The sequence below is a fragment of the Streptomyces sp. NBC_01750 genome (assembly GCF_035918095.1).
Classification (GTDB): domain Bacteria; phylum Actinomycetota; class Actinomycetes; order Streptomycetales; family Streptomycetaceae; genus Streptomyces.
In genome coordinates this window covers 3,764,875-3,789,978 of sequence record NZ_CP109137.1, presented here as the reverse complement: position 1 = coordinate 3,789,978, position 25,104 = coordinate 3,764,875, and the positions used below count along the sequence as shown (strand labels likewise).

Annotated in this window: 20 protein-coding genes, 1 tRNA gene and 2 pseudogenes; 15 read left to right on the top strand and 8 right to left on the bottom strand. The window is 67.4% G+C overall.

The window, feature by feature from the left end; translation table 11 throughout:
• Positions 1–80: 80 nt before the first annotated feature.
• Positions 81–139: transfer RNA gene (locus tag OG966_RS16840), tRNA-OTHER, on the bottom strand.
• 406 nt (positions 140–545) lie between these two features.
• Here OG966_RS16840 and OG966_RS16835 point away from each other — a divergent pair.
• The 5 genes from OG966_RS16835 (at position 546) to OG966_RS16815 (ending at position 5,923) form a co-directional block, all read left to right on the top strand.
• Positions 546–746 carry a hypothetical protein gene (locus OG966_RS16835; protein ID WP_326650482.1) on the top strand — a complete coding sequence of 67 codons (201 nt, stop codon included), beginning with the start codon at positions 546–548 and terminating at the stop codon, positions 744–746.
• Between the two features lie 517 nt (positions 747–1,263).
• Positions 1,264–2,112, top strand: a complete 849-nt coding sequence (locus tag OG966_RS16830) for a hypothetical protein (protein WP_326650481.1) — start codon at positions 1,264–1,266, stop codon at positions 2,110–2,112.
• A gap of 303 nt (positions 2,113–2,415) precedes the next feature.
• Positions 2,416–3,324, top strand: a complete 909-nt coding sequence (locus OG966_RS16825; protein WP_326650480.1) for a hypothetical protein — start codon at positions 2,416–2,418, stop codon at positions 3,322–3,324.
• A 10-nt stretch (positions 3,325–3,334) separates the two neighbouring features.
• Entirely contained in the window at positions 3,335–3,826 is a 492-nt protein-coding gene (locus tag OG966_RS16820; protein ID WP_326650478.1) for a hypothetical protein, read from the top strand.
• Positions 3,827–3,853: 27 nt separating this feature from the next.
• The gene (locus tag OG966_RS16815; protein ID WP_326650477.1) at positions 3,854–5,923 is read left to right on the top strand and encodes a hypothetical protein; all 2,070 of its coding nucleotides are present in this window, start codon (positions 3,854–3,856) and stop codon (positions 5,921–5,923) included.
• A 401-nt stretch (positions 5,924–6,324) separates the two neighbouring features.
• Here OG966_RS16815 and OG966_RS16810 read toward each other — a convergent pair whose 3' ends face one another.
• Positions 6,325–7,101: a GntR family transcriptional regulator gene (locus OG966_RS16810; RefSeq protein ID WP_326650476.1), complete on the bottom strand. Its 777-nt coding sequence runs from the start codon at positions 7,099–7,101 to the stop codon at positions 6,325–6,327.
• 182 nt (positions 7,102–7,283) lie between these two features.
• Here OG966_RS16810 and OG966_RS16805 point away from each other — a divergent pair, with 182 nt between their 5' ends.
• From OG966_RS16805 to OG966_RS16790, 4 genes are all read left to right on the top strand, one after another.
• On the top strand, positions 7,284–7,646 hold the full coding sequence (locus OG966_RS16805) for an SCO3933 family regulatory protein (protein WP_326650474.1): 363 nt from the start codon (positions 7,284–7,286) through the stop codon (positions 7,644–7,646).
• Positions 7,646–8,953 (top strand): FtsK/SpoIIIE domain-containing protein, encoded by a 1,308-nt coding sequence (locus OG966_RS16800; RefSeq protein WP_326655249.1) that lies wholly within the window; start codon positions 7,646–7,648, stop codon positions 8,951–8,953. Before OG966_RS16805 ends, OG966_RS16800 begins: the two co-directional genes overlap by 1 nt.
• Positions 8,946–9,140 carry a hypothetical protein gene (locus OG966_RS16795; protein ID WP_326650473.1) on the top strand — a complete coding sequence of 65 codons (195 nt, stop codon included), beginning with the start codon at positions 8,946–8,948 and terminating at the stop codon, positions 9,138–9,140. The genes OG966_RS16800 and OG966_RS16795 overlap by 8 nt, the downstream gene beginning before the upstream one ends.
• 266 nt (positions 9,141–9,406) lie before the next feature.
• Positions 9,407–10,813 carry a replication initiator gene (locus OG966_RS16790; RefSeq protein WP_326650472.1) on the top strand — a complete coding sequence of 469 codons (1,407 nt, stop codon included), beginning with the start codon at positions 9,407–9,409 and terminating at the stop codon, positions 10,811–10,813.
• 127 nt (positions 10,814–10,940) lie between these two features.
• Here OG966_RS16790 and OG966_RS16785 read toward each other — a convergent pair whose 3' ends face one another.
• The 6 genes and pseudogenes from OG966_RS16785 to OG966_RS16760 form a co-directional block, all read right to left on the bottom strand.
• The gene (locus OG966_RS16785) at positions 10,941–12,383 is read right to left on the bottom strand and encodes a recombinase family protein (protein ID WP_326650471.1); all 1,443 of its coding nucleotides are present in this window, start codon (positions 12,381–12,383) and stop codon (positions 10,941–10,943) included.
• 13 nt (positions 12,384–12,396) lie between these two features.
• Positions 12,397–13,146 (bottom strand): annotated as a pseudogene (locus OG966_RS16780) (EamA family transporter); the annotation flags it as partial.
• A pseudogene (locus OG966_RS16775) lies at positions 13,143–13,361 on the bottom strand (YbaK/EbsC family protein); the annotation flags it as partial. The pseudogenes OG966_RS16775 and OG966_RS16780, both read right to left, overlap by 4 nt.
• 180 nt (positions 13,362–13,541) lie before the next feature.
• Positions 13,542–15,191, bottom strand: a complete 1,650-nt coding sequence (locus OG966_RS16770; protein WP_326650470.1) for a penicillin-binding transpeptidase domain-containing protein — start codon at positions 15,189–15,191, stop codon at positions 13,542–13,544.
• Positions 15,192–15,720: 529 nt separating this feature from the next.
• Positions 15,721–16,965 carry a hypothetical protein gene (locus OG966_RS16765; protein ID WP_326650468.1) on the bottom strand — a complete coding sequence of 415 codons (1,245 nt, stop codon included), beginning with the start codon at positions 16,963–16,965 and terminating at the stop codon, positions 15,721–15,723.
• Positions 16,966–17,447: 482 nt separating this feature from the next.
• Positions 17,448–19,169, bottom strand: a complete 1,722-nt coding sequence (locus OG966_RS16760; protein WP_326650467.1) for a dolichyl-phosphate-mannose--protein mannosyltransferase — start codon at positions 19,167–19,169, stop codon at positions 17,448–17,450.
• Between the two features lie 62 nt (positions 19,170–19,231).
• Here OG966_RS16760 and rsmI point away from each other — a divergent pair, with 62 nt between their 5' ends.
• From rsmI to OG966_RS16730, 6 genes are all read left to right on the top strand, one after another.
• Positions 19,232–20,149 carry a 16S rRNA (cytidine(1402)-2'-O)-methyltransferase gene (rsmI, locus tag OG966_RS16755; protein ID WP_326650466.1) on the top strand — a complete coding sequence of 306 codons (918 nt, stop codon included), beginning with the start codon at positions 19,232–19,234 and terminating at the stop codon, positions 20,147–20,149.
• A gap of 128 nt (positions 20,150–20,277) precedes the next feature.
• Positions 20,278–20,721: a hypothetical protein gene (locus OG966_RS16750; RefSeq protein WP_326650465.1), complete on the top strand. Its 444-nt coding sequence runs from the start codon at positions 20,278–20,280 to the stop codon at positions 20,719–20,721.
• 52 nt (positions 20,722–20,773) lie between these two features.
• Positions 20,774–21,649 carry a TatD family hydrolase gene (locus OG966_RS16745; protein ID WP_326650464.1) on the top strand — a complete coding sequence of 292 codons (876 nt, stop codon included), beginning with the start codon at positions 20,774–20,776 and terminating at the stop codon, positions 21,647–21,649.
• 392 nt (positions 21,650–22,041) lie between these two features.
• Positions 22,042–23,247 carry a ubiquitin-like domain-containing protein gene (locus tag OG966_RS16740; protein WP_326655247.1) on the top strand — a complete coding sequence of 402 codons (1,206 nt, stop codon included), beginning with the start codon at positions 22,042–22,044 and terminating at the stop codon, positions 23,245–23,247.
• Complete coding sequence (gene rsmA, locus OG966_RS16735) at positions 23,244–24,104, top strand: 16S rRNA (adenine(1518)-N(6)/adenine(1519)-N(6))-dimethyltransferase RsmA (RefSeq protein WP_326650463.1); 861 nt, start codon at positions 23,244–23,246, stop codon at positions 24,102–24,104. Before OG966_RS16740 ends, rsmA begins: the two co-directional genes overlap by 4 nt.
• Positions 24,101–24,994, top strand: coding sequence for a 4-(cytidine 5'-diphospho)-2-C-methyl-D-erythritol kinase (locus tag OG966_RS16730; RefSeq protein ID WP_326650461.1), 894 nt, complete (start codon positions 24,101–24,103; stop codon positions 24,992–24,994). The genes rsmA and OG966_RS16730 overlap by 4 nt, the downstream gene beginning before the upstream one ends.
• Positions 24,995–25,104: the final 110 nt, after the last annotated feature.

Below are 25,104 nucleotides of genomic sequence, written 5' to 3'. Positions count from 1 at the left end.
CATCCTCCCTTCCCATGCAGGCTGAACAGGGGGAACATGAGCCGCTCCGGTGACTTTCGCGAATCGCCTGTCCGGCTTCAGCGCGGCAGGATTCGAACCTGCGCACGCTGCTCCGGAGGCCCACGCGTTTCACGCGCTTCAGCAGGTCAACGTGTCGAGAGTGGTCCCCAACTCAAGTGGGTGGGGGCCTACTTCGGTCTTGAGGACGACCGCACCGGCGTGCGCTAGCATGGTGGCTTGAGGGGCGATCACGCCCTTCGCACCTGGGCGACTGGCAAATATGCCGGAACCAGGACTACCGATCAGCTCAACCTGACTGGACATGGCGTTTTCGCAGCCGCCGTGGGCTACTGGCGTGAGTCGGACCTCAGGCTGATCGGACGGAGCTAAGTACTACTTGCCGCACGACGGGCTGAGAACGAATAGCAGCCCACCCGAGAACATTTGCGCACACGTCAGCGTAGGTGTCTCGACCCGAACCGGAGGGTTCGGATCGAGGCTGCCTGCGCACCCGGTCCGACCCATGACAGGGAAGGTAAGGATCGGTGGACGGCGCAGCCATCCTCTTCATTCTCGCCATCGCTGGCGTGGCTTCGATCTGCCTCTTCGCCTTGAAGGGGCTGCTCGATCAGCTCCCAGACGTGATCGATTCCGCCGGACGAGCGCGCGATGCTTGGCAACGTTTCAAGAAGCCCGAACTGCCGCCTCCAGCGGACGGCAAGGAGGAGCCGCCTGCCGCCGCATAGATCGCGCGAGCCTGCGGCGGACTACGGAGCGCACAAGACTCCACCCCAGCACACGAGCCGCCACGGGAGAACCGGCCATTGCCTCGTGCTGTTCCGAGCGGAGTCGCCCGGCTCGATTCGACTCGTCAGCCTGGGTGATCGGGGCCGATGCTGATCGGATGCTGTCGCGGTGGTTGCTGTACTTCACAGCTGTACTGCAACGGCTCCGGAGGCCTCGTGAGGCTCGCGCGTTTCACCAGGTCAACGCGTTGAGGATGGCAAGTGCTTCCTCGCCCGTCCACGAATAGGCCGCCGACCGGCGAGGTGGCGCATGGCGCTACGGGAAGATGCTCGGGGTGGTGCTGCTGTAGCCCTTGCCCTCCGGCCAGATGACCGAGCACCCCTGGCTCGCAGCAAGAGCGAGCAGGTCTTCACGAGGCTGGGAGGCAACAGAATGGCCCGGGTGGTGTGGGCCACGAACGGGCTGTAGTCCGCAAGCTGGCCGATGGCCATACGGACATTCTGGGGAGGCAATGTGGTGCGTGGGGGAATCAGGTGGTGGTGGCGAGAGACACCAAGGCTGATCAGGCTGGTGGTCTGCACTGCCGTGCCGCTTGGGCTGAGTATGGCGGCGCTGGGCATCATCGGGGATGCGAACGGCTGGTGGGACAACCGAGCATTCCTGACCAACCTGCTATCGAGCCTCACAGGTCTGCTAATTGGCGTTCCCTTCGCGCTCGCCGTGCTTTCGCATCTCGCTGACGCCCAGGCCGAGGCGGGAGCCCGCCGGGAATGCCGCCGCCGAGTCACTGCGGCTGTCGATCGCTTCCTAAACACCTTCATGGAGGGCTTCGTCAGCGACGACACGATTGAGGTGGAGGAAGCCCTCCCAGACCTACGAATGGCTCACGAGCAGCTACGCCGCTTCCTTCAGCAAGACGTCCCCGACGACCCCGCAGTGCGGACGGCCGATGCGAGGATCCTGCGGGAGCACCTGGACGCGCTGGATGCGATGCGGAGACGCACATATGCCTGCGACGCGGCCCGCAAGCACCAGTGGGTAACTCAGCTGATCCAGTGTTGGGCGCGGCTGGACAACGACATCAGGCCGCAGGCCGAGGACCTTGGACTGCGCTGGCTGTCGCCACGGGTGCATGCTGAACTGGCCAACGCCATGAAGCGTCTCAGCGAGCTCGATTCCCGGGCGTTCGATCTCGCTGACCGCCTCGCGGGACGACTCTTTGAGGCCGCGGAGCCTCCTGGCGTAGAGCGCTGGCGAGCAGCTACATCGACGATCACGAGCCGGACGCACCAGGAGATCAAACTTGCAGTCGCCCTCCGGCGCGTGGTGTCACACATCGACGCAGTCGAGGCCATTGGCAGGTAGAGCTCCCGTCGGTGACAAGCGAGCGCCGACAGGCTCAAGACTTCTGACACCCGCTTTGTAAGCCTGGTGCCGACCTCGAAGCGGTCCTACCAGGTCAGCAGGGGCCACAGTGAGGCTGACGACCTCTGGGGGCATGACCAACCTCGGATCGCAGCCGCCTCTCGCTGAGGGCAGCCCTCGCCCCACGGAGGTCAGGGGTAACGTTCCGCACCTGGACAAAGCCGGACAGTGATCCACTGATCTGGCTGACAGCGGGGACAAGTCGCCCATCATGCAGTTAGCTTCGTGCTTGTGGATCAGAGCATGAGTGGCTTGATCGGCCTGAGTGGCGCCGAATGGCAGGACCTGTGCACTCAGGTGCTTCGGATGCATCACGGTGCCGACCTGGTGGTGGTCCCTGACAAGGGAGGCGATCACGGCCTCGAGGCATACACCCTTACTGGCCATGCCTTTCAGTGCTACAGCCCAGAAGAGCCACTGCCAACGCTGAAGCGCTACCAGAAGCAGCGCGACAAAACCACTGAAGATGTCGGCAAATTTATCAACAATAGAGCCAAACTGAAGAAGCTGTTCGGCAAGCACGTAACGATCAACCGCTGGATTATCCTTTGCCCTGAGATCGACAGCAAAGATCTTGCCGCTCATTGCTCCGCTCAGACGGATAGAGTGCGCATTGCTGCCCTAGAATACGCCGATCCCGATATCCATGTTATCTGTCAGACCATGGAGGATTACGAGTATAGCTACAAGAAGGTGGTGAACGCCTACCTTGCAAGGATGCACCTGCCACCACTAGCTGAGCCGAACTACGGCGCTGTCGACAGCTCACAGGTCGCCACGATGCATGAGAAGCTCGCTAAAGTCACAATCCTTCAGAATGAATCGCGTCGAAACGACTACGTGCAGCGCCTCCTCACGGCCTATCTCAACAGTCAGGAATTCCGCGCTTACATTAAGGACCACTACACCGAGATCCATTCCCTCTTGGAATCACAGCTAGATGACCTCGAACATCGACTCGTGATGGAATTCATTCTTGACGAGGGGCAAGCGGCATCTCAGCTCAAAAAGGTTCTTGAGGAAACAGAAAGGCGCGTGCGTTTCTGCGCCCCGGATTCCTCGTCGAGTGAGTCTCGAACGCTGGCTCATGGCCAAGTCGCAGACTGGCTGATGAGATGTCCTCTCGACTTTTACGATGAGAGAGCATCATGAGGGAGTCAAAGTGACTGGCGAAGATGAACCACTGGAGACTGAAGAAGTCGAAGAGGCGCGAGTCGCGTTTCGTAGTCAGCCTCATCCCATACCGGCCGACGCGCGGGTTACGTACAAGCTGGCGCAGATCGCTCTCGTCCTCAATGTGTTCAACAAGCAGAGCGCTTCTATCGAGAACCTACACCTCTTTACATGGTCGCTACAAAACCGCCGACGAGGCCAGATGCTGCTGTCTTGGTGGGCAGGAAATCGGCTTGCAAACACAATCACGAAGAGGTCGGATCCCCACCTTCAAGTCGCTCTTAACGTTGGCCTAATTCGAGGCATGGTCAAGATTTCTGGGCCGAATAACCATCGAGTCACCCTCGCTCCCCAGGGGATTCTTTTCGCGCGGCAGATAGAGTCTGATGATGAATTGATGGCGGCAGAGAAGACCTTTCTTCGTCAATTCCGACGGCTGAGTGACGCCTCCGTTGCCCGCCACCTCACTCGCAGTGTTTGAAATTAACGGATATAGGGGGAGTCGTCCTTGAAGACCAAGATTCGAGCCGTCAAGATCCGTGTGCAGAGCGCCGCAGGACCAGCTGGTGCGACAGTCCGGTTCAAGACTGGCCTGAACGTAGTACGGGCGAGTAATAGCCGGGGAAAGACTCAAACGCTACAGGCCATCCTATATGCGCTCGGTCTTGAAGCGATGTTCGGCCCAAATGCTGGGACTTCCCTGGGGAGCGCGCTCACCACTCAACTCTCGCTCGGCGTCCCCGAGCGCTCGGTTGCTGTGAGCGCCAGTTGGTGCGCCGCCGAGCTGGAGAACAGCAACGGCATCGTCACGGTGCAAAGGGCCGTGAAGAACAGTCGCGTCCAACCCAACCTCGTACGAGTATGGCGAGGACCCGCCATCACGGATGGTGAACGCGCAGGAAGGCAGGAAGAATTCTTCGTCAGAGAGTCGGGTTCGGCCAAGAATCCACGGGGATTCCATCGTTTCCTCGCGGACTACTTGGATTGGCAGCTCCCCATGATCCCGCGATACACGGGAGGGGAGAGCCCGCTCTACCCTGAGATTATCTTCCCATTCCTCTATGCAGATCAACGCTCTTGGGGGTCAGCCGGCCCCCGGGCAGTTACTCAGTACCAACTACGCGAACCTACTAGGCGCGCTGCCGAGTTTCTCTTGGCATTCTCGGGCCCCGAAACTGCCGCCCGGCGGTATCGACTGGAAGATCAGATCAAGAAGCTGCGCAGTGAGTGGGGCAGAAAGCTCGCGGCCGTGGAAGCAACTTCGACAGCGATCGGCGGACGAGTAATTGGGCTCCCCGAATTGCCTGCTGGCGCTCGAATTCGAGGCGGGAGCCGCCCAACTTCGCCAACGTCAACGAGTGAAGCCAGGCTGCAAGTCTTGGTAGACGAAGAGTGGCGAAGCGAAGAAGAGGTTCGGAGTACCCTCCAAGCGGCTGCTGCTCCGGCGCCAGAGTCTCAAGTTGGTGAGGTTGGACAGGACCTGCTTAGCGAACTCTTGCGAGAGCGAGAACAAGAGCTATCGCGTCTCACCACCATGGCGAGGATCGTGGAGCAGAACCTCACCCTGAACGAGAAGCAACTTATGACTCTGCAGAGTCGAATCACGGCGCTGCAGGATGAAAAGTTGAAGAATCAGGACATCAAGACACTCCTGCGCCTGGGAGCCTCAAGCGAGATCCTAGATCTCACGGACTCGGACTGCCCAACTTGTCATCAGCCGCTAGCCAATGTGGAGGCAAGGAATGTTGGGCCCGTGCTTGACGTGGATGCCACGATTTCGTTGCTTTCATCCCAGCTTCGAACCTTTGAAGAGATGAGAGAGCAGGCACAGGAAGCTGCTACAGAAAGTCGCGCCTCCTATAGAGCCATCCAGAGGGCCGTCGACGCTTGCAGGACCGAGATCAAGGCCCTTCGCCGCGACTTAATCGGGCCGGAAGATTCACTCAGCTCAGGTGAGATCGCCAAGAGAGTTACTGCTGAGGTTCGCTTGACAGAGTTCACCAGAACGCGAGAAGCAATCCACGATCTGCTTGATGAGATGCAGGGAATCGCGAATTCAATCTTTGAAACGAGGGTCGACCTGTTTGAACTTCCGCAGGTCACGCCTCAAGAAGACAATCGCCGTCGCGATCTTTTGCAACGAGTAGTCCGGGAGCAGCTTGCGGACTTTGGATTTAGCAGCTACAGCGCCAACATGGTGACAATTGACGAAGAAACCCTCCGACCCGAACGCGAGGGTTTGAACCTAGACACTGATGCAAGCGCTAGTGACGTAGTTCGCACGAAGATCGCATACCTGAATGGCATTCGCGAATTGGGGCATGAACTGGGAACGCCGCATCCCGGTTTTCTGATGCTTGATGAGCCGCGCCAGCATGAACTAGACGAGGATCACTTTCGCGCGGCCCTGCGCCGACTTGCACGTTGCTCCGAAGCTGGCGACCAGGTAATTGCCACTTCTGCTGCATCGGTTGCTGCCCTTTCTACGATGCTGGGGGAAGCAGAAGCAAACGTTATCGACCTTGGAAGCCAGCGGCTCATCCGGCTAGAGGGTGCAGAAGATGCCATGGACTACTGAGGATTGCTGCCTAGGTGGTGAGGGAGTCACGCGGCACGGGAGCGAGCCGAGGTCGGTGTAGCGGCTTTGGGCGGGAGCTGCCATGGGGCGAGAGATCGGGGCCCGTAAGCTTTCCGCGACTCGGGCAGTCTCTGGACCTGCCCGCAATAGCCCGACGTGGGCCCCGATCTTCGAGGCTCGCCCCATGGTGGCTGCCTAAAGCCGTGGAGCCGACCGCCCCAGGCCCCGCCGGCCCTTCTCTGACGGTTGGCGTTCGCGCTCGGTGCGCCGCCGCCCGGCTGGGGGCAGCCGGGCGAAGACAAAGGCAAGCCCGCAGCCGGGGGCTGCGGCGCGCGCCGCGCTTGCGCGGCGCCTTGAGTAAGTGAAGAAGGTTTGGACCGACACGGCCTGTCGCCGGGCTGTCAGTTGCGGACGGCGCGGAGTGTGCGGGGGCTGTCGGCGGTGATGCGGTACGTGAGTTGGGCCTGGCTGCCGTTGGCGCGGAGCTCTTCGAGGATGAGGGGCCGGTGGTCGGTGCCGTGGGTGACGCGTATCGTGTGGATGACCGGTGTGGCGTCGGGAAGTTCGAGGACGCTGCGCTCGTCGGCCTGGGGCATGCGGGCTCGTACGGTCTCGGTCCAGCTGAGTTTGTGCCCGGCCGCGGTGAGAGCGGTGTAGATCTCCTCCAACGCGGTGTCGGGGGCGTCGGCGAGGGGCGGCGTGTTCTCGGCGGTGGCGAACGGGATCAGCACGCGGTGCAGTGCGCGGGTCCCAGTAGCCGGGTCGATCAGGACGCGGTCGACGCCGAACAGCGCTCCGCCCTCGGCGAGTTCGAGCAGCGGGCCGGTCGTGGCAGTGGTTTCGGTCCGGTACACGGTCGGCTCGTGCGCCTGGGTCCACTTGGTGAGTTCCGATGTAAACGTCTTTCCGCTGCGCGTGACGGTGCGCTCGATCGTGAGCGGCGGCGTCGGTGCGCCCTTCACGAAGCTGCCTTTCCCGTGCCGCACTTCGATGAGCCCTTCGGACCGTAGCGCCGCGATGGCGTTGCGCACGGTGGGCCGGCTGACTTCGTAGCGCTCGATGAGCTGGGCCTCTGAGGGGAGCGGGGTGCCTGGGGGGAATTCGCCGTCGGCGATGCCTTGCCGGATCGCGGCGGCAACCTGCTGGTACAGGGGTCCGGGGCGCTCGATGCCTGCCATGTCTGTGGCCTCCGCTCATGGGCGCGCACTGGGATGCGGGCGGCTGACGCCCGTCGTGTTACGTCACTCGTCAGCATAAGTGCTTGCCTTCTCGCGTCAACCCATGCATCGTTGTCACTCGTCAGTACGAGTGACGTCAGGCTATTTCCTGGCGTCTGGATGGCCAAGGAGGCCAACTACCCATGCAGTCCATACCTGTGGACACATCCCGGCTCGGCGTACTGCGGTGCGCTGTCGAGCCGGAAGCGAAGGTCAGCAACTTCGAGACGAAGGAGGTGAAGAAGGACCGGGACGGCAACACGATCTACACCGTGGCCGTCATGGTCCGCCAAGAGGGGCGCCGGGTCTCGGTGATCGAGATTTCGGTGACCGGGGAGCCGAAGGGCGTCACGGAAGGCACCGAGGTCAGGGTCACGGGCCTCGAGGCATTTGCCTGGGCGATGGGCGACCGACATGGGATCAGCTTCCGTGCCGCCGCGATCACGCCCGTACCGGGTGGTGGCGGGCCTGGAACTGCCCCTGCCGGTAAGGCGGGTGGCGCGTGATGGGACCGATCCTGCTCGCGTTCACTCTCGCCGCACTCGCCTGGTTACTGGTCGCCGGGTCCGCGCTGCGGGAGCGGCACCCGGTGTGGTTCTGGTACCTGACCGGCTACCCGGTCACTGCGGTGCGGGTGCTGGTCACCTGGCGCAGGGTCGCGCAGTTCAACGGCCTCACCGTCACCCACAAACCCGCCCGCCGGATCGTGGGCGACCTGGAAGTACGGGGCGAGCCGGTGCGCCCCATCGCCCCGCGCATCTCCTTCCCCCGCGCCACCCCTACCGGCCTCTCTCTGGTGGTGCGGCTTCATCCGGGGCAGACCCCGGGCCCGTTCATCGCAGCGGCCGACGCTCTGATGCACGCCTGGCGTGTGCACGGGGTGCGGGTGACCTCCCCGGAGCGGGGAATCGTGTTGATCACGGCGACCGCCCGGGATCCGCTGGAGCGGCCCGGTCTCGCATCGGCTCCGGTTGAGCTGCTGTGTGCGGTGGTCGGCGTGCTGGAGTCGGGCGGGGCTTGGGTGGTGGACCTGCGGCAGATTCCCCATTGGCTGATCACCGGGGCGACCCAGTCGGGCAAGTCCACTCTGCTTGCCCGGCTGGTGTGCCAGCTCGCCCCGCAGCCGGTCGCGCTGGTCGGCATCGACTGCAAGGGCGGCATGGAACTGGGCCTGTTCGGCGATCGGCTGACTGCGCTGACCACCAGCCGGCGGGAGGCGGTGGCGGTACTCGGCGCGCTTGTGGTCGAGATCCAGGGCCGGATGCGCATCTGCCGCCAGGCTGGGGCCCGCTCCACCTGGGAACTGCCGCACACGCGGCGACCGGTGCCCGTCGTGGTCATCGTCGACGAGCTCGCCGAGCTCTACCTGACCGACGGCACCAGGGAGGGCAAGGCGGAGGCGGAGCAGTGCTCCACCTACCTCCTGCGCCTCGGGCAGCTCGGCGCGGCCCTCGGTGTGCATCTCGTGGTCGCCGGGCAACGCGTCGGTTCCGACCTCGGGCCCGGGGTGACCGCGCTGCGCGCTCAGCTGGCCGGGCGGATCTGCCACCGCGTCAACGACCCCGCAACAGCGGAAATGACCCTGGGCGATCTCAACAAGGACGCCGTTGCCGTCGCCCAGTCCATCACCTCGCAAGAGAAGGGCGTGGCCGTGTGCACCGGGACGGAAGGCGGCTGGGACCGGGCCCGGTCCCACCTCACCACCACCGAAGAGGCGCGTAAGACCGCCACCGCCTACGCAGGCATGACGCCCGAACTGCCCGGCCTGGACCAGGCCCTGAAGGCCTCGGTAGGGAGTGAGATCCATGAGTGAGGAAGCCTCGATTCCCTTCGCCCTGGTCTTCGGGATCATCACCGTCCTCCTGGTGCGCTCCCGCGATGTGAAGACGTGGGAAGCCGTGATGATCGGCCTGTTCGGCCTCTACCTCGGCCAGACCCCCGTCATCTTCACCGTGGATGGCCTCGTGACCTGGCTCTTCTCCGGGTTCACCCACACCTGACAGGGAGCCGTATGCCGATGCGCCGCGTGCGCTGCCCCGTCTGCAAGGGCGAGCGCTACCGCAAGACCCGCACCGGACACCGGCGGCGCTGCCGCTGCTGCCGCGGGACCGGAACCATCCGCTGACCCAACCGGCCAACTGGCCATCCAACGAGGAGTGATCGCCATGGACACAGCCCACCCATCCACCGTCCGTGCCGCTGCGGCGGCCCAACCGGGAAGGTCCCCACCATCACCGCCGACATCACCTCGGCTGACAGACGCGCCGTGCTCGACCGCGCGGCGCGTCTGCGTCAGCTCCCCGAAGTCGACCAAGACACCATCCGCCTCGCCCAAGACCCGCAGTTCGCCCGCTGGCTGGAACAAATCACCGCCACCGGCGGCTGCGCCCACCCCATCCACCTCACCGGCGCCACCACCGTCCGCGACACCCACAGCGGCGAAATCCTGCACCACTACGACACCACCACCGAACCGGGCGAACGGCTCCTCGTCCGCTGCCGCAACCGACGCGCCACCGTCTGCCCGCCCTGCTCCCGCCTCCACGCCGGAGACACCTTCCACCTGGTGCGCGCCGGACTCGTCGGCGGCAAGACCGTCCCCGCCCACGTACGGGAACATCCCCGGCTCTTCGTCACCCTCACCGCCCCCGGATTCGGCCCGGTACACCACATCACCACCGGCACAGAGCGCTGCCGCCCCCGCCGCGCCGGGCAGTGCGAACACGGGCAGCCTGTCGGCTGCTCCGCCCGGCACACCGACACTGACCCCCTCGTCGGCCAGCCGCTGTGCCCCGACTGCTACGACTACCCGGGCCACGTCCTGTGGCACGCCCACACCGGGGAGCTCTGGGCCCGCTTCACCCGTACCGTCCGCCGCACCCTCGCCTCAGCCGCCGGGATCGCACAGACCCGCTTCCCCGACCACGCCCGGCTCTCCTTCGCCAAAGTCGCCGAGTACCAGAAGCGCGCAGCCATCCACGTCCACGCCGTCGTGCGCCTCGACGGCCCGGCCGGTCCCCACGACCCGCCCCCGCCCTGGGCAACCGCCGACACGCTCACCACTGCCGTCTGCTCTGCTGCACGCGCCGTCACGGTCCACAGCCCCTACAGCCCGGCCACCGGACAACACATCCTGCGGTGGGGCACCCAACTCGACGCCAGGCCACTGCGTGCCTTCGACGACGCCGACGGACTCTCAGACGACGCGGTCGCCGCGTACGTGGCCAAGTACGTCACCAAGGGCGCGGCCGACACTGCCGCCGGCACCGACTACCGGCTGACCTCCGCCGACGACATCGAGACCGCCGTGGTCTCCCCACACCTGCGATCTCTCATGCGCGCCTGCTGGCGACTCGGCGGCCTGCCCGAATTCGCACCCCTACGGCTCCGGGAGTGGGCACACACCCTCGGCTACCGCGGCCACATCCTCACCAAATCCCGCGCCTATTCCACCACCTACACCACCCTGCGCGCCGAACGCGCCGAACACGAACGCACCGCCGCCGGGGCCGATCTGCCCGACGAGCCCGAGGCGGTCACTGACGCGAACTGGCGTTACATCGCCTCCGGTCACACTCCCGGAGCGGCACTCATCGCGGCAGGAGTCGCCGAAGACCTCAGCCGTAACCGGGAGATCGCCCACGAAGAGATCAGCCGATGGGCGGTGGACTGATGGCGCGACAGAACCCCGAGAAGTGGAGACGTGCTGTTGAACGAGAAGCGGCGAAGATCCCTAAACGCATAGGGCCGAAGAGCGCTGCCCGTCTGGCGCGGCTCCTCGGCCCCGGTTCGGTTGATCGTTAGGGGAGTGGGTTCGGCTTGACCTCGACGCGGTCTGTATCGAACCCTCGGCCTCGCGTCTTGGGAGGGTGCACGATGACGGCGGAGAAGAGGAACCGGTAAATCGCGTTCATGCGGGCGTAGTTCTCCCGCCTCTCCAGCTCCGTCCAGTTGGCCTCGGCATCCGGGCCCGCGATGCCTTCGAGCACAGCCACCGGCCGCTGAACGGTCCTGCGCTGGCGTTCCTTCATCCTCTTGACGATGACGCCACGCATCGACTGGTACTCGCTCGTAGAGAGATCATCGTCAAGCCAGAGCTGATTCAACTCTTTGAGCTTCTTCTCGTCCTTCTCTTCGGCCTCCACGTCGGCTTCCGGGCGCACCGTGCTGACGAGCGGGCGGCCGGATACATCGATCTCCGTTAGCCCCTTGACCGCGACATCTCGCATGAACCTCTCCAGCGGCCCGGCTGATACGGAACGACCACACCTCTGCTCGCCGTTCAGCGCCGCTCGGGTGCACCGGTAGTACGCGTACCTGCCGCCGTTCGTGCCGGCCATGCGCATCCCGCAAGTGCAGGTGGCCACTCCACGGAGCAGGTAGTAACGATCGGGCCGTTTACGTTCCTTGTCGATGCGCGCGGCGCGGTGCTTCCGGTACTGCTGTACTTCGTCCCACTGTCCCCGATCGATGATGGCGGGCCAAGTGCCCGGCCCGATCTCCTCGCCCTGATGAACACGAATGCTGGCGACGTAGTTGGAGGACAGCAGGTGTCGCACGTTCTCCGGCTGCCAGCGCTTCCCTTTGGACGTCGGGACCTTGCGGGCGTGGAGGTCCTGAGCGATCGCACTGGGTGACTCCCCGTCCAGGTAACGGCGGTAGACCTCCCGCACGATCTCGGCTTCCTCCTCGATGATCGCGTGCCCGCTCCTGGTGTATCCGTACGGGCGATTCCCGATGTGCGGAGTGCCCGCCTCGGCCATTTCCTTGAACGCGTCCTTGAGCCGACGCGATGTGTCATCGGATGAACGGCAGGCATGTGCGACTTCGATGCGCAGGATGAAACGGTCGTCCGGGTCGGACAAGTCACGACGGTTGGCCTCGCCGTGCAACAGGACGCGTTTGTCCTCGGCTATGGACAAGAGCTCTTCAAGGTCCTTCGGCTGCCGCATCAGCCGGTCCGGGTGATAAACGATCACGTGCCGGATGGCACCCTCGCTCATCATTTTGAGCATCTCGTCCCAACCCGGACGCTTGCGGTTGCGCTGCCAGGCTGAACGGTTGTTGTCCACGTAGACGTGTTCCGGCGCGATGCGTAATTGCAGGCGCTCGGCGACCTCCCGACAGATGCGCTCCTGTCGGTCTACACCGGTCTGATCGTCGTCCTTCACGTGCGAGATCCGGCAGTAGATCGCCGCGTCATCGCCGGGAGTGACGCTCACCTTGCTCTTAGATCGGCTCATGACAAATACGGTACGAGCCAGGTATGACTGACGACTCGCGCAGCGCCGCTATCGGAGCGAGCGGCGCTCGGGTCTGCGCCCACAGCACCAACGAGTAGGCGGCGATGGACAGCACCGCGCCGAGCAGTCCGCGCGCCGCGTACGGGCGCAGCTTGGCGAGCAGACCGCCCCGGTGGACATAGAGCGTGTACGCCGGGATCAGCGACCCCTCCAGGATCATCAGCCAGGCGATATAGCCGAGCGGCGTGCCCGACGCACGTACGCCCACACCGTCCACGACCGTGTAGGCGGCGATCGAAAGACCGGTCGCCAGCGCGGCGAGCAACGCGGGCCAGTGCGGGCGGGTACCCGAGCCCCGGATGCCCCACAGAGCCACGCCGACGAGTCCCGCCGAGGCAAGCACCACCCCGGCCAGCTGCCAGCCGTTCAGGCTCTCGCCGATGAACAGCGCAGCGAGCACGGTCACCACCAGTGGCGCGGTACCCCGGGCGATCGGATACATCTGGCCGAAGTCGCCCAGGCTGAACGACCGCATCAGCAGCGTCTGGTAGCCGATGTGGAGCAGCGCGGAGGCGATCAGGTACGGCCAGGCGCCGGCCTCGGGCAGCGGCGAGAAACAGGCCAGCACGGCCCCGATCACCGTGCCGCCGCCGGCGATCAGTGTGAAGGCGACCAACTGATCGGTGATGGTATGGGCGATTGCGTTCCAGCCGGCGTGTGTGACCGCGGCTATCAGGACCGCCGTGGCGACGAGAACCGTCACGCCGTGCGCTCGCGTACATCCACCAGCGTGCCGCCCGCGTGCGCGATCAGCGTCTTGGGGTCGAGCGGGAAGACCGTGTGCTGGGTCCCCGCCGCCGCCCGCACCACGGCGTGGTCGAGCAGTCCGCGGCTGGCCGGCACTGGCGTCCTGGTGGCATGGCCGAAGGGCGGTACGCCGCCGATCGCGTAGCCGGTGGTCTCCCGGACGAGATCGGCGAGCTCGCGCAGAGCCTCGGCGAAACGGGGGCGCGCGTCGGTGTGGTGACTGCTCATGGCCCGCACGCTAGCGGTAGTTGTACGGGCCATGCGAGCTGCTTTTCCGGTCGGCCGGCGGGTCGGCGGGCCTGTTTCCTCGCCGACCGGCGGGTCAGTGGGCCTGCCTTGTCGGCCGGCGGGTCAGCGGGCCTGCAGCACCGAGGCGACCACCGGGCCTGCCGCGTCGCCGCCGTGCCCGCCGGACTGCACGACCGCGGCCGCCGCCAGATCGTCGGCGTATCCGGTGAACCAGCTGTTGGACTTGCCCTGTCCGTCGACCTCCGCCGAGCCGGTCTTGGCGCCCTTCTCGCCGCGGACCCCGGCCATCGCGGCCTGGCCCGTGCCGTACTGCGCGGTGGCGCTCATCATCTCGCGCAGCGCCCTCGCGATGGAGCCGGGCAGCGGCTGCGCGGTGGCCAGTTCACGGTGGTCGAGGGACTGCGGGACGATCACCGGCTGGTGGAAGACGCCGCTCTTCGCGGTGGCGGTGATGGACGCCATGTTGAGCGCGTTCATCGTGACCTTGCCCTGTCCGATGTACGAGGCCGCGGTCTCCGCGCCCGCCGACTCGGGCACATTGCCGTCGACGGTGACGATGCCCGTCTGCCAGTCGAGGCCGATGCCGAAGTACTTACGGGCGGTGCTGCCCAGCGCCGTACCGGCGATGTTCTTCTCGGTGAGCGGCTTGACGGCCTTGATGAAGGCGGTGTTGCAGGAGCGGCGGAAGCTGTCCTTGAGAGTGCCGTTCTTGATCTCGAACTTCTTGAGATTCTCGAACGTCACTCCCTCCCACGAAACGGTCGGCGGGCACTCGACCTTGGCGCCCGGGCCCTGGACGATCCCGTTGTCCATCAACATCGTCGCGGACACGATCTTCATCGTGGAGCCAGGAGCCTGCGCGCCCTGCACCGCCGCGTTGAAGCCGCTCGCCGGGTTGTTGGCGATCGCCCGGATCTCACCCGTACTCGGCTTCACCGCGACGACCGAAGCCTGCGAGTACTTCTTCACCGCCCGCTCGGCGGCCGCCTGCACATCCGCGTCCAAGGTGGTGGTCAGCTTGCCCTCCTTGCCCTTGGTCAGGGTCAGCAGGGTCTGGTCGGGCGTGGAGGCGTTCGCGGACGAGATGACCAGCTCCACGCCCGCGGTGCCGCCCGCGTCCTCGCCGTACTTCTTGCGCAGGCTGTCCAGGACGGGTCCGAGCGACGGGTACTTCTCCTTCGTCAGCTCCCGGCCACCGCGGTCGACGGCCTTGATCGGCGGTTCCGAGGCCTCGCCCGTCTTGAGGCTGGTGCCCTTCGTCAGCTTCGGGTGAACCACCGTCGGCGCCCAGTCGACGAGCGGCCTGCCGGTGGTCTGCCCCCGCACCACGGTCAGCGCGGAGGCGTACGACCAGGGCTTGCTCTGCCCTTCGTACGTCACCGTCGCCTTGACGGTGAACGGCACCGTCGCGCCGACTGCCGTACCCGGAGTGATCACGGCGGCGGAGACACGGGCCTGATCGCGGTAGCCGGCGATGAGCGGCTCGGCTTCGGCGGCGTTGTTGGTCAGCTGAGCTGCTTCCGGAGCCTTGCCCCCGGCCCACGCCGCCAGGAAGTCCTTGGCGGTCTCGCTGATCTCGTCCGTACTGGGCGGCCCGGTCTTCTTGGGCGCCGATGCCGACTTGGTGTCGGCCCCGCCACCGCCGCCACCGCCGGTCAGCCCGCTGTACAGGTTGTAGCCGCCGTAGCCCACGCCACCGGCGACCACCAGAAACACGCCGCCGACGACGGCGACTTTCGCTCCACTGCGCATTGCTGCGGTCCCTCCCCCATGAGCGCACCTCCGTGACCTGCCTATTGAAAAGCGTGTTCAAGGAGACGCATCGCGTGCACTCTACGGGACAGGAGTTACGGGGGCTGTGGCTGTTATCGGACCGCGACGATCGGGCCGGGCGAGGTGAGTCTCAACCGGTTGCGAAGGATTTCGATCCGCCACCGCCGAAGGAGCCAAGCCCGGCGGGTCAGGTCCATCGGGCGGCGCCATCGACATCCTCGCAACCTGTGGATGTCAGCCGCGGCCAGGGCGTGTCGTCCGGATCTTCCGAAGGAGGCCGGCCAGGAGACGAACCAGGTTGCGTCCTCGTTCCTGCCGGGCCTCCCGGTCGGCGAAACTGCGGTCCATGAGCTCGGTTCGCCGCGGGTCCAGCGCGGCGAGCGCCGGATGCGTGAGGGAACGGCAGCGGTCACCGAGCCGATCGGTCCTGGCCGGCGCGGGGCGCATCGCCCGCCACGCGCCGGGCAGGGCGAGAAGGGCCGTGACTGGGCCGTGTGGCAGCACTGCCTCAGCGGCGGCGCAGACGCAGCGCGGTGAGCACGCCGCCGGCGCCGATCAGGGCGGCGGCCAGGGCCGCGTACCGGGTGGTGTCGGAGGAGCCCGTGGAGGCGAGCGCACCGGTGGTGGTGACGGGGGTGTTCGCGCCGGTTGTCGCCGTGGCCGTGGCCGTGGCCGAGGCGGACGGAGTCGGGGACGCGGACGCCGATGCCGTGGGCGACGGCGTGGCGGACGGGGTCGCCGACGGCGTTCCGCCCGGCGTCGTGGTGCCGCGCTCGGGGGCGATGGTGATCGCGCCGTCCGCGCCCAGGAACGGCGTCCTGTTGCCCTCGGTCAGCGAGCTCGACGCGTGCAGCTTCAGCTTGAGCGGCTTCTGGATGCCCTTGAAGTCGACCACGCTCACGCGAAGGGTGGTGCGGTGCACGATGAAGTTCTTGCCGATGTCCGACAGCTGCCACTTGTTCTGGCCGTCGATCCGGGTGGCCCTGACGTAGCTGCCGTCGGCCGCGAGCTCCTCGACCACGAGCTGGGGGACGGACCGCGTGTCGTCGGGGCCCTGCTCGACCTCCAGCGTCGTCTCCAGGTCGGAGTCGAACGTCGCCGTGCCCTTGAGCTGGTGGATCAGGGAGACCTGGCCGTACGTGCCGGGCTTGATGGGCGTCTTCGGGTCGGACAGAAGGCGCAGACTGGCCGGACCGGACTCGACCTTCGGGCTGGTCTCGAAGACGAGGACGTCGTCCTTCTCGCGCTGGGCGTGGTCGAGCAGGTCGGCCGCGTTCAGCTTCAGGTTGCCGTTGTTGGAGGGGTACTTCTTGCCGAGGCCGACGGACACCTTCCAGCTCAGCTCGCCCTTGGCGGGCACCGAGAACGAGTCGCCCTTCTGCTTTCCGGCCGGGTAGAAGAGGCCCTGCGCAGAGCCGTCCTGCTGCATGACGTAGTCGTCCGTCGCCGGGGCGTTCACCGGCTCCACGTCGAAGACGATGTGGGAGGACGCCACGGGGCTCGCACCGTCCGAGTCGGCGACCATCCACGGCAGGAAGTCGACCGCCTTGTCCGAGGAGTTCTTCACGGTGAACGTGAACGTCTCGGTGGCCCCGCCCCGGGCCAGCGGTCCGGCCGGCGCCGGGGTGCCCAGCTCAATCGTGAGGGGCTTGCCCGAGGCCACCGGCGCGGCATACGCGGTGAGCGGGACGAGGGTGGTGCCGACGGCGGCGGCGACGGTGAGAGCGGCGGCGGAGGCGAAGCGAGCGGACATGGTGGACTCCCCCCAAGGAATCGACTAGGGGCCGGGCTTCCGCTGGATGGGCGGGCGCCGGCCGAACGCAGGAGCAGCGCGGCGAAGTGCCGCGGCAAGGTGAAGCAGATGAGAGGTGGTACGGGACAGCGCAAAGGGAACGAGGCAGTGCGGGTGGAACTGATCGGGCAGCGCGGAGAGGCTTACCCGGTGGTGCGTGGCGCGAGAACTCGCCTTCCGTCCGGCCCTGTTCGGTTCCGGCTGTGCGGCGATGTGCTCATCCTCACCCATCAAGATCGACCGGACAACCCCGCACTGTCACCACTCTGCAACAGCGCCCGTCCGCCAGAACTCACCGTTGACCTGGGCGTCCTGGCCGGGCGGGACCGCGGCGGGGAACCTGGCCCGACGCTCAACCGGCGTTCGGGGTCGGGAAGATCCTGTCCCACCGACCACGACGGCGGGTGCCGCACCAACCGGTGCCGCACCCGCCGTCGTTCCTGCTACACCCAGGTGTCCAGCCACATCCTGTTCCGCCACTCCTCCACCGGGATCGGCCTCCCCGTGTACAGCGGATAGAAGTAGATGAAGTTCCAGATGATCAGCAGCACCAGCACCCCCGCGCCGATGGCGCCGATCGCCCGCCTGCGTTCGTCCGAGCCCGGCGGGCCCAGGATCGCGCCGATCATCATCGCGACCGCCAGACACAGGAACGGCACGAACACGACCGCGTAGAACAGGAAGATCGTGCGTTCCTGGTAGAAGAACCACGGCACCCAGCCCGCCGCGATGCCGCAGGCGATGGCGCCCGCGCGCCAGTCCCGGCGGAACAGCCAGCGCCACAGGATGTAGCAGACCGCGAAGCAGGCCGCCCACCACAGCAGCGGTGTGCCGAGTGCCAGTACCTCGCGGGCGCACTTGTCCGCAGTGTCCGACGGGCAGCCTTTGGTGCCCGCGTTCGGGTCCTCGTAGAAGTACGAGACCGGGCGGCCCAGCACGATCCAGCTCCACGGGTTCGACTGGTACGTGTGGCCGGAGGTCAGGTTGACGTGGAACTCGTAGACCTCGTTCTCGTAGTGCCACAGGCTGCGCAGCCAGTCCGGCAGCCAGGTCCAGCTGCCGCCCTTGCCGTCCTTCTCGGCCCAGTTCCTGAAGTAGCCCTTGTCCGTGACGATCCAGCCGGTCCAGGACGCGATGTACGTCACGATCGCGACCGGCACCGTCGAGACGAAGGCCGGCACCACGTCCTTCTTCAGCACCGTCCGGTACGGCTGCACCGCACCCGCCGTCCGGCGGGCGCCCACGTCCCACAGGACGGTCATCAGGCAGAACGCGACCATCACATACAGGCCGTTCCACTTGGTGCCGGCTGCCAGGCCCAGCATCAGGCCCGCCGCCAGCCGCCAGGGACGCCAGCCGAGGCGCAGCGTCTCCGCGACCGTCGCATCAGGGCGCAGCACGCCCTCCTCGTCCGTCGGCAGCGCCGCCGCGAGCCGTCGGCGCGCCCAGTCCCGGTCGATGAGCAGGCAGCCGAAGGCGGCCAGCACGAAGAACATCAACACCTGGTCGAGCAGCGCCGTGCGGCTCATCACGAAGTGCAGTCCGTCCACGGTGAGCAGCGCACCCGCCAGACAGCCCAGGAACGTCGAGCGGAACAGCCGCCGCCCGATCCGGCAGAGCATCAGCACCGACAGTGTGCCGAGCAGGAAGACCATGAAGCGCCAGCCGAAGGGCGAGAACCCGAAGAAATGCTCGCCGATGCCGATGACCCACTTGCCGACCGGCGGATGCACCACATAGCCGGGGTCGGTCGGGACAGAGACGCTCGACGGGGTCTCGAGGATCTGTCTGTCGATGTCCTTCGGCCAGCTGCCCTCGTACCCCTGATTGATCAGGGCCCAGGCGTCCTTGGCGTAGTACGTCTCGTCGAATATCACCGCATCCGGCTGGCCGAGGTTCCAGAACCGCAGCACGCCCGCGACCAGCGCCACCAGCAGCGGGCCGCCCCAGGCAGCCCAGCGCAGCAGCGGGTTCGCGACCGACGGCGGGATGCCGAAGACCGGCCACAGCCGCTCGGAGGGGCGCGTGTAGGGCGGCGCCAGGCGTTCGCGCAGCCCGATCACGGGCCGGGGCACGTAGCCGAATCTGCGCAGCCGCTGCTGCCAGCCGGGTGGCTGCTGATCGGCGTCCTTGCCCTGCTGGGTCTGTGGCGCGGTACTGGTCACCGCGCCATCGTAGGGAACGCGGCTGTGCGAGTCGTACGTCCGGTCCTGCGAGGATGGCGTACGTGACAACTGTGCTCTCCCGGGGAACGGCCCCCGGACCCCCGACAGGCGTGCTCGTACTCGCAGGGACCCCCATCGGTGATGTCGCCGACGCGCCGCCCCGGCTCGCCGCCGAGCTGGAGCGCGCCGACATCGTGGCCGCGGAGGACACCCGGCGGCTGCGCCGGCTCACGCAGGCGCTCGGGGTGCACACGCGGGGGCGTGTCGTGTCGTACTTCGAGGGCAATGAGTCCGCCCGTACGCCGGAGCTGGTCGAGGCGCTGACCGGCGGCTCCCGGGTGCTGCTGGTCACCGACGCCGGCATGCCGTCCGTCTCCGACCCCGGTTACCGGCTGGTCGCCGCCGCCGTTGAGCAGGACATCAAGGTCACGGCGGTGCCCGGCCCGTCCGCCGTACTGACCGCGCTGGCCCTGTCCGGGCTGCCCGTGGACCGCTTCTGCTTCGAGGGTTTCCTGCCGCGCAAGGCGGGCGAGCGGCTCGGCCGGCTGCGCGAGGTCGAGAACGAGCGGCGCACTCTCGTCTACTTCGAGGCCCCGCACCGGCTCGACGACACCCTCGCCGCGATGGCCGAGGTGTTCGGCGCCGAGCGCCGGGCCGCCGTCTGCCGCGAGCTGACGAAGACGTACGAGGAGATCAAGCGCGGAGGTCTCGGTGAGCTGGCGGACTGGGCGGCCGACGGCGTACGTGGCGAGATCACTGTTGTCGTCGAGGGCGCTCCCGAGTCGGGGCCCGGGGATCTCGACCCGGCCGAGCTGGTGCGCAGGGTGCGGGTGCGGGAGGAGGCAGGCGAACGGCGCAAGGAGGCCATTGCGGCGGTCGCCGCCGAGGCGGGGCTTCCCAAGCGCGAGGTCTTCGATGCCGTGGTGGCGGCAAAGAATGCGGATCGGCCGGTCCCTGTGGAGGGTAAAGGACTATCGTAAAAAGCAAAGCGCAGACCGTGCCTTGAGCCTTTCTGCATGGGAAGACCAAAGACCAGACCATTAATCGACAGGGACTGATGCGCTCCCGCCCGGATGGGCGTCCACTGAGTCAGTGGAGAGGAGCTGGCATGAGTGAGATCACAGGCACCGCCAAGGTCCACGAGGCGTACGCCTTCGCCTGCATGCATTGCGGGCACGGCTGGGAGCAGTCCTACGAGATAGAGCACCACGTCGACGCCACCGGCCAGGAGTTTGTTGTCTATACGGCCGCGGGCGCCCGGGTGCCGTCCCCGCTCTCGAGCCCGAACTGCCTCAACTGCGGCGGACATGTCGTACGGATCATGCGGTCCGGACAGGTCTCCTCAGTGCGCAACCTGATGTCGCCGGCACCCGCCGCGAAGAAGTCCGTCCAGGCCGCTGCCGCGCCGCGGGAGCGCGAGTCGGTGGAGCGCCCGCCGTTGGAGAGTGAAGCGGCGATGCCCGAAGTGGCGGGCGCCGAAAAGACCCGGACGGCCGAACCTCACCACTGGCACCTCTCCGACCTCCTGCACCCCTTCCACCACCGCAAGTGAGGCTGTTCCACCAGGAGTGAGACGGGGGGCGCGAGCCTCGTAGGATCGCGCCATGAGTTCGAAGTCCGCACCACCGCTGCCCGAACCGCTCGGCGTGCCGGTCGCCGATTCGCACACCCACCTGGACATGCAGGAAGGCACGGTCGAGGAGGCGCTGGCGAGGGCCGCGGCCGTCGGCGTGACCGCGGTGGTCCAGGTGGGCTGCGACATCAAGGGTTCCCGCTGGGCCGCGGAGACGGCAGCCGCGCACGACAGCGTGCACGCCGCGGTCGCCCTGCACCCCAACGAGGCTCCGCGCATCGTGCACGGCGACCAGGGCACTGGGGGAGGCGGGTCGCGGCACGGTGCGCGCGACGCCGGCGGCGACAGCGCGCTGGACGACGCGCTCGCCGAGATCGACCGGCTGGCCGCCCTCCCGCAGGTGCGCGCGGTCGGCGAGACCGGGCTGGACTTCTTCCGTACGGGCCCCGGGGGCGTGGCCGCTCAGGAGCGCTCCTTCCGGGCCCATATCGAGATCGCCAAACGGCACGGCAAGGCGCTGGTCATCCACGACCGGGAGGCGCACGCCGACGTCCTGCGGATCCTCGCCGAGGAGGGCGCCCCGGAGCGCACCGTCTTCCACTGCTATTCGGGTGACGCGGAAATGGCCGAAGTGTGCGCGGCAGCAGGCTATTTCATGTCCTTTGCCGGGAACGTGACCTTCAAGAACGCGCAGCCGCTGCGCGACGCGCTCGCCGTTGCCCCGGCGGAGCTCGTACTCGTCGAAACGGATGCGCCGTTTCTCACGCCGGCGCCGTACCGCGGACGGCCCAATGCGCCATATCTCATTCCGGTCACGCTGCGGGCGATGGCGGCGGTGAAGGGCCTCGACGAGGACACGCTGGCCGCGGCGATTTCGGCCAATACGGCTCGCGCATTTGATTACTGAGGGATAACGCGAACCCGCCGCCGGCTCCGGCGGCGGGTTCGGCGCAGGACAGTCCCGCGACACTGCGTAGTCGAGCCGCTTTGGATAGTGACCGTAGCTCCGCTAGTGTCCCGGCCCGCAACGCCATCTGGCGGACCGGACCGGACCTACGGAGCGTCGTGAACAATTCGCAGGGCAGTGACCGAGGCGGGCGCGACTGTCGTCGTGCCGCCGCCAGCACGGCGGAGCCGCACGAAGGGCCCGGGCCGGCACCTTACGAAGCGCCTGAGCTCACGCGGTACGAAGCGTCCGGGCCGGCACCTTACGAAGCGCCTGAGCTCACGCGGTACGTATCGCCCCCGTCGTCGCACGAAGCACCCGGGCCGAGCCCGTACGAAGCACCCGGGCCGTCGCTGCCGCGCCAGAGCCCGGGTCCCGCCGCCGTGCCGGCCGTGGACGTCCCCGCCGGGGCGGGTGGCCGTGCCGAGGCCCGTCGCGCCGCCCGCCGCCGCAGGACCGTGCAGAAGCCCGACACCCTGCGCCGGCTCATCCCGCAGGCCCTCGTCGTCGCCTTTCTGGCGGGTGGCACCTCGGCCTTCGTCGCCAACGACAAGGCGGTACGGCTCAGCATCGACGGCGTACCGCGCACCATGCACACCTTCGCCGACGATGTGCAGGAGCTCCTCGAGGACGAGGGCCTCCATGTCACCGGGCACGACATCATCGCCCCGGCCCCCGGCGCGGCCCTCGCCAGCGGCGACGAGATCATCGTCCGCTACGGCCGGCCCGTGATGCTCACCCTCGACGGTCAGCGCCGCCGGGTGTGGACCACCGCCCGTACCGTCGACGGCGCGCTGCGCCAGCTCGGAGTGCGGGCCGATGGCGCCTATCTGTCCGCCTCCCGCTCCTCGCCGATCTCCCGCACGGGCCTCGCGCTGGACGTACGGACCGAGCGGACGGTGACCTTCATGGCCGACGGGCGCGAGCGCGCCATCCGTACGAACGCGGCGAGTGTGCGCGAGGCGCTGGACGAGGCCGGCATCGAGCTGCGCGGGCAGGACACCACCTCCGTACCGCTCACCGGCTTTCCGCGCGACGGCCAGACGATCACCGTTATGCGGATCACCACCGCCGAGGAGATCCGCGAGGAGCCGATCGACTTCGAGACCGAGCGGACCGGGGACTCCTCGCTCTTGGCGGGCACCGACGTCGTCGCGCGGCCGGGCCGGCCGGGCGCGCGACGGGTCACATACTTCCTGCGGACGGTCAACGGGGTGCGGCAGAAGCCGAAGAAGATCGCCGAGGAGGTGGTGCGGGAGCCCGTCACCCAGCAGGTGAAGGTGGGCACCAAGCGGCTGCCGGACTCCGTGCAGGGCGCGGACGGGCTGAACTGGGACGCTCTCGCGCGCTGCGAGTCGGGCGGTCGGCCGGGGGCGGTCGATCCCTCGGGCACCTACGGCGGGCTGTACCAGTTCGACACCAGGACCTGGCATGCGCTGGGCGGCAGCGGGCGGCCGCAGGACGCGCCCGCGACGGAACAGACGTACCGGGCGAAGAAGCTCTTCGTGCAAAGGGGGGCGAGTCCGTGGCCGCACTGCGGCCGTAGGCTGTATCGGTGAGCACCACTGAGCCCGACGCACTCCTCGGCCCCGCCGACATCCGTGAACTGGCCGCAGCGCTGGGCGTACGCCCCACCAAGCAGCGCGGTCAGAACTTCGTCATCGACGCCAATACGGTCCGCCGGATCGTACGGACCGCCGGGGTGCGGGAAGGCGACGTCGTCGTCGAGGTCGGCCCCGGGCTCGGGTCGCTGACCCTGGCGCTGCTGGAGTCGGCGGACCGGGTTGTTGCCGTCGAGATCGACGATGTGCTGGCGGGCGCGCTGCCGTCGACGATCGCGGCCCGGATGCCGGCGCGCGCCGAACGCTTCTCGCTGGTCCACTCCGACGCGATGCAGGTGCGGGAGCTGCCGGGTCCGGCGCCGACCGCGCTGGTCGCGAACCTGCCGTACAACGTCGCTGTTCCTGTCCTCCTCCATATGCTGGACCGCTTCCCGACGATCGAGCGGACGCTGGTGATGGTCCAGGCGGAGGTCGCGGACCGGCTCGCGGCCAAGCCGGGCAACAAGGTGTACGGAGTGCCTTCGGTGAAGGCGAACTGGTACGCGCAGGTGAAGCGGGCCGGCTCGATCGGCCGGAACGTCTTCTGGCCGGCCCCGAATGTGGACTCGGGGCTCGTGTCCCTGGTCCGCCGCACCGAGCCGGTGAAGACCACGGCCTCGAAGGCGGAGGTCTTCGCGGTGGTCGACGCGGCGTTCGCGCAGCGCCGCAAGACACTGCGGGCGGCGCTGGCGGGCTGGGCCGGATCGCCGGCGGCGGCGGAGGCGGCGCTGGTCGAGGCCGGCATCTCCCCGCAGGCGCGCGGGGAAGCGCTGACGGTGGAGGAGTTCGCACGGATCGCGGAGGCCAAGGCGTGAGCGTCACGGTACGGGTCCCTGCGAAGGTGAATGTCCAGCTGGCGGTGGGCGGGGCGCGGCCCGACGGCTTCCACGACCTCGCGAATGTCTTCCTGGCGGTCGGCCTGTACGACGAGGTCACGGTGACCCCGGCCGAGTCGCTGACGATCACGTGCTCGGGCCCGGACGCGCATCAAGTTCCCCTGGACCGTACGAACTTGGCGGCGCGCGCGGCCGAACTGCTCGCGGCCCGCCACGGCCTGTCCCCGGACGTCCACATCCACATCGCCAAGGACATCCCTGTCGCGGGCGGTATGGCCGGCGGCAGCGCGGACGGCGCGGGTGCGCTGCTGGCGTGCGACGCGCTGTGGGGTGTTGGCTCGTCGCGCTCCGAACTTCTCGCGATCTGCGCCGAGTTGGGCAGCGATGTGCCGTTCAGCCTGGTGGGCGGCGCGGCGCTGGGCACCGGTCGCGGCGAGCAGCTGACCGAGCTGGCGGTCGGCGGGGACTTCCACTGGGTGTTCGCGGTGGCGGACGGCGGACTGTCGACCCCCGCGGTGTACGGCGAGTTCGACCGCCTCAACGAAGGCATCGCCGTCCCCGCGCCGGTCGCCTCCCCCGCGCTGCTCGAGGCCCTGCGTACGGGCGACGCCTCGGCGCTGGCGGGCGCGCTCGTCAATGACCTGCAGCCTGCGGCGCTCTCGCTGCGGCCTTCGCTGTCTGCCACCCTCGCGGCGGGCACGGCGGCGGGCGCACTCGCGTCCCTGGTCTCGGGCTCGGGCCCGACGACGGCGTTCCTGACGAAGGACGAGGACGCGGCGCGGGGAGTGGCGCAGGCGCTGCTGTCCTCGGGCACGTGCCGCACGGCGAGGGTGGCGCCGTCCCCGGCGACAGGTGCGGTGCTGGTGTAAGGCGGTTCCGGCCCGGAGGCGTCCCGCATCCCATGCTCGAGCGCGGGTGGGCGGGATACTCAGATCCGGGTTGAGTACGAGCGCCCTCACATGCCCCCGCACCCCCGCGG

Coding starts and splice junctions, on each gene's coding strand:
- OG966_RS16745 (WP_326650464.1), top strand. CDS start 20,774: ATGAGTTCGAAGTCCGCACCACCGCTGCCCGAACCGCTCGGCGTGCCG.
- OG966_RS16800 (WP_326655249.1), top strand. CDS start 7,646: ATGGGACCGATCCTGCTCGCGTTCACTCTCGCCGCACTCGCCTGGTTA.
- OG966_RS16825 (WP_326650480.1), top strand. CDS start 2,416: ATGAGTGGCTTGATCGGCCTGAGTGGCGCCGAATGGCAGGACCTGTGC.
- OG966_RS16785 (WP_326650471.1), bottom strand. CDS start 12,383: ATGAGCCGATCTAAGAGCAAGGTGAGCGTCACTCCCGGCGATGACGCG.
- OG966_RS16805 (WP_326650474.1), top strand. CDS start 7,284: ATGCAGTCCATACCTGTGGACACATCCCGGCTCGGCGTACTGCGGTGC.
- OG966_RS16795 (WP_326650473.1), top strand. CDS start 8,946: ATGAGTGAGGAAGCCTCGATTCCCTTCGCCCTGGTCTTCGGGATCATC.
- OG966_RS16765 (WP_326650468.1), bottom strand. CDS start 16,965: ATGTCCGCTCGCTTCGCCTCCGCCGCCGCTCTCACCGTCGCCGCCGCC.
- OG966_RS16810 (WP_326650476.1), bottom strand. CDS start 7,101: ATGGCAGGCATCGAGCGCCCCGGACCCCTGTACCAGCAGGTTGCCGCC.
- OG966_RS16770 (WP_326650470.1), bottom strand. CDS start 15,191: ATGCGCAGTGGAGCGAAAGTCGCCGTCGTCGGCGGCGTGTTTCTGGTG.
- OG966_RS16750 (WP_326650465.1), top strand. CDS start 20,278: ATGAGTGAGATCACAGGCACCGCCAAGGTCCACGAGGCGTACGCCTTC.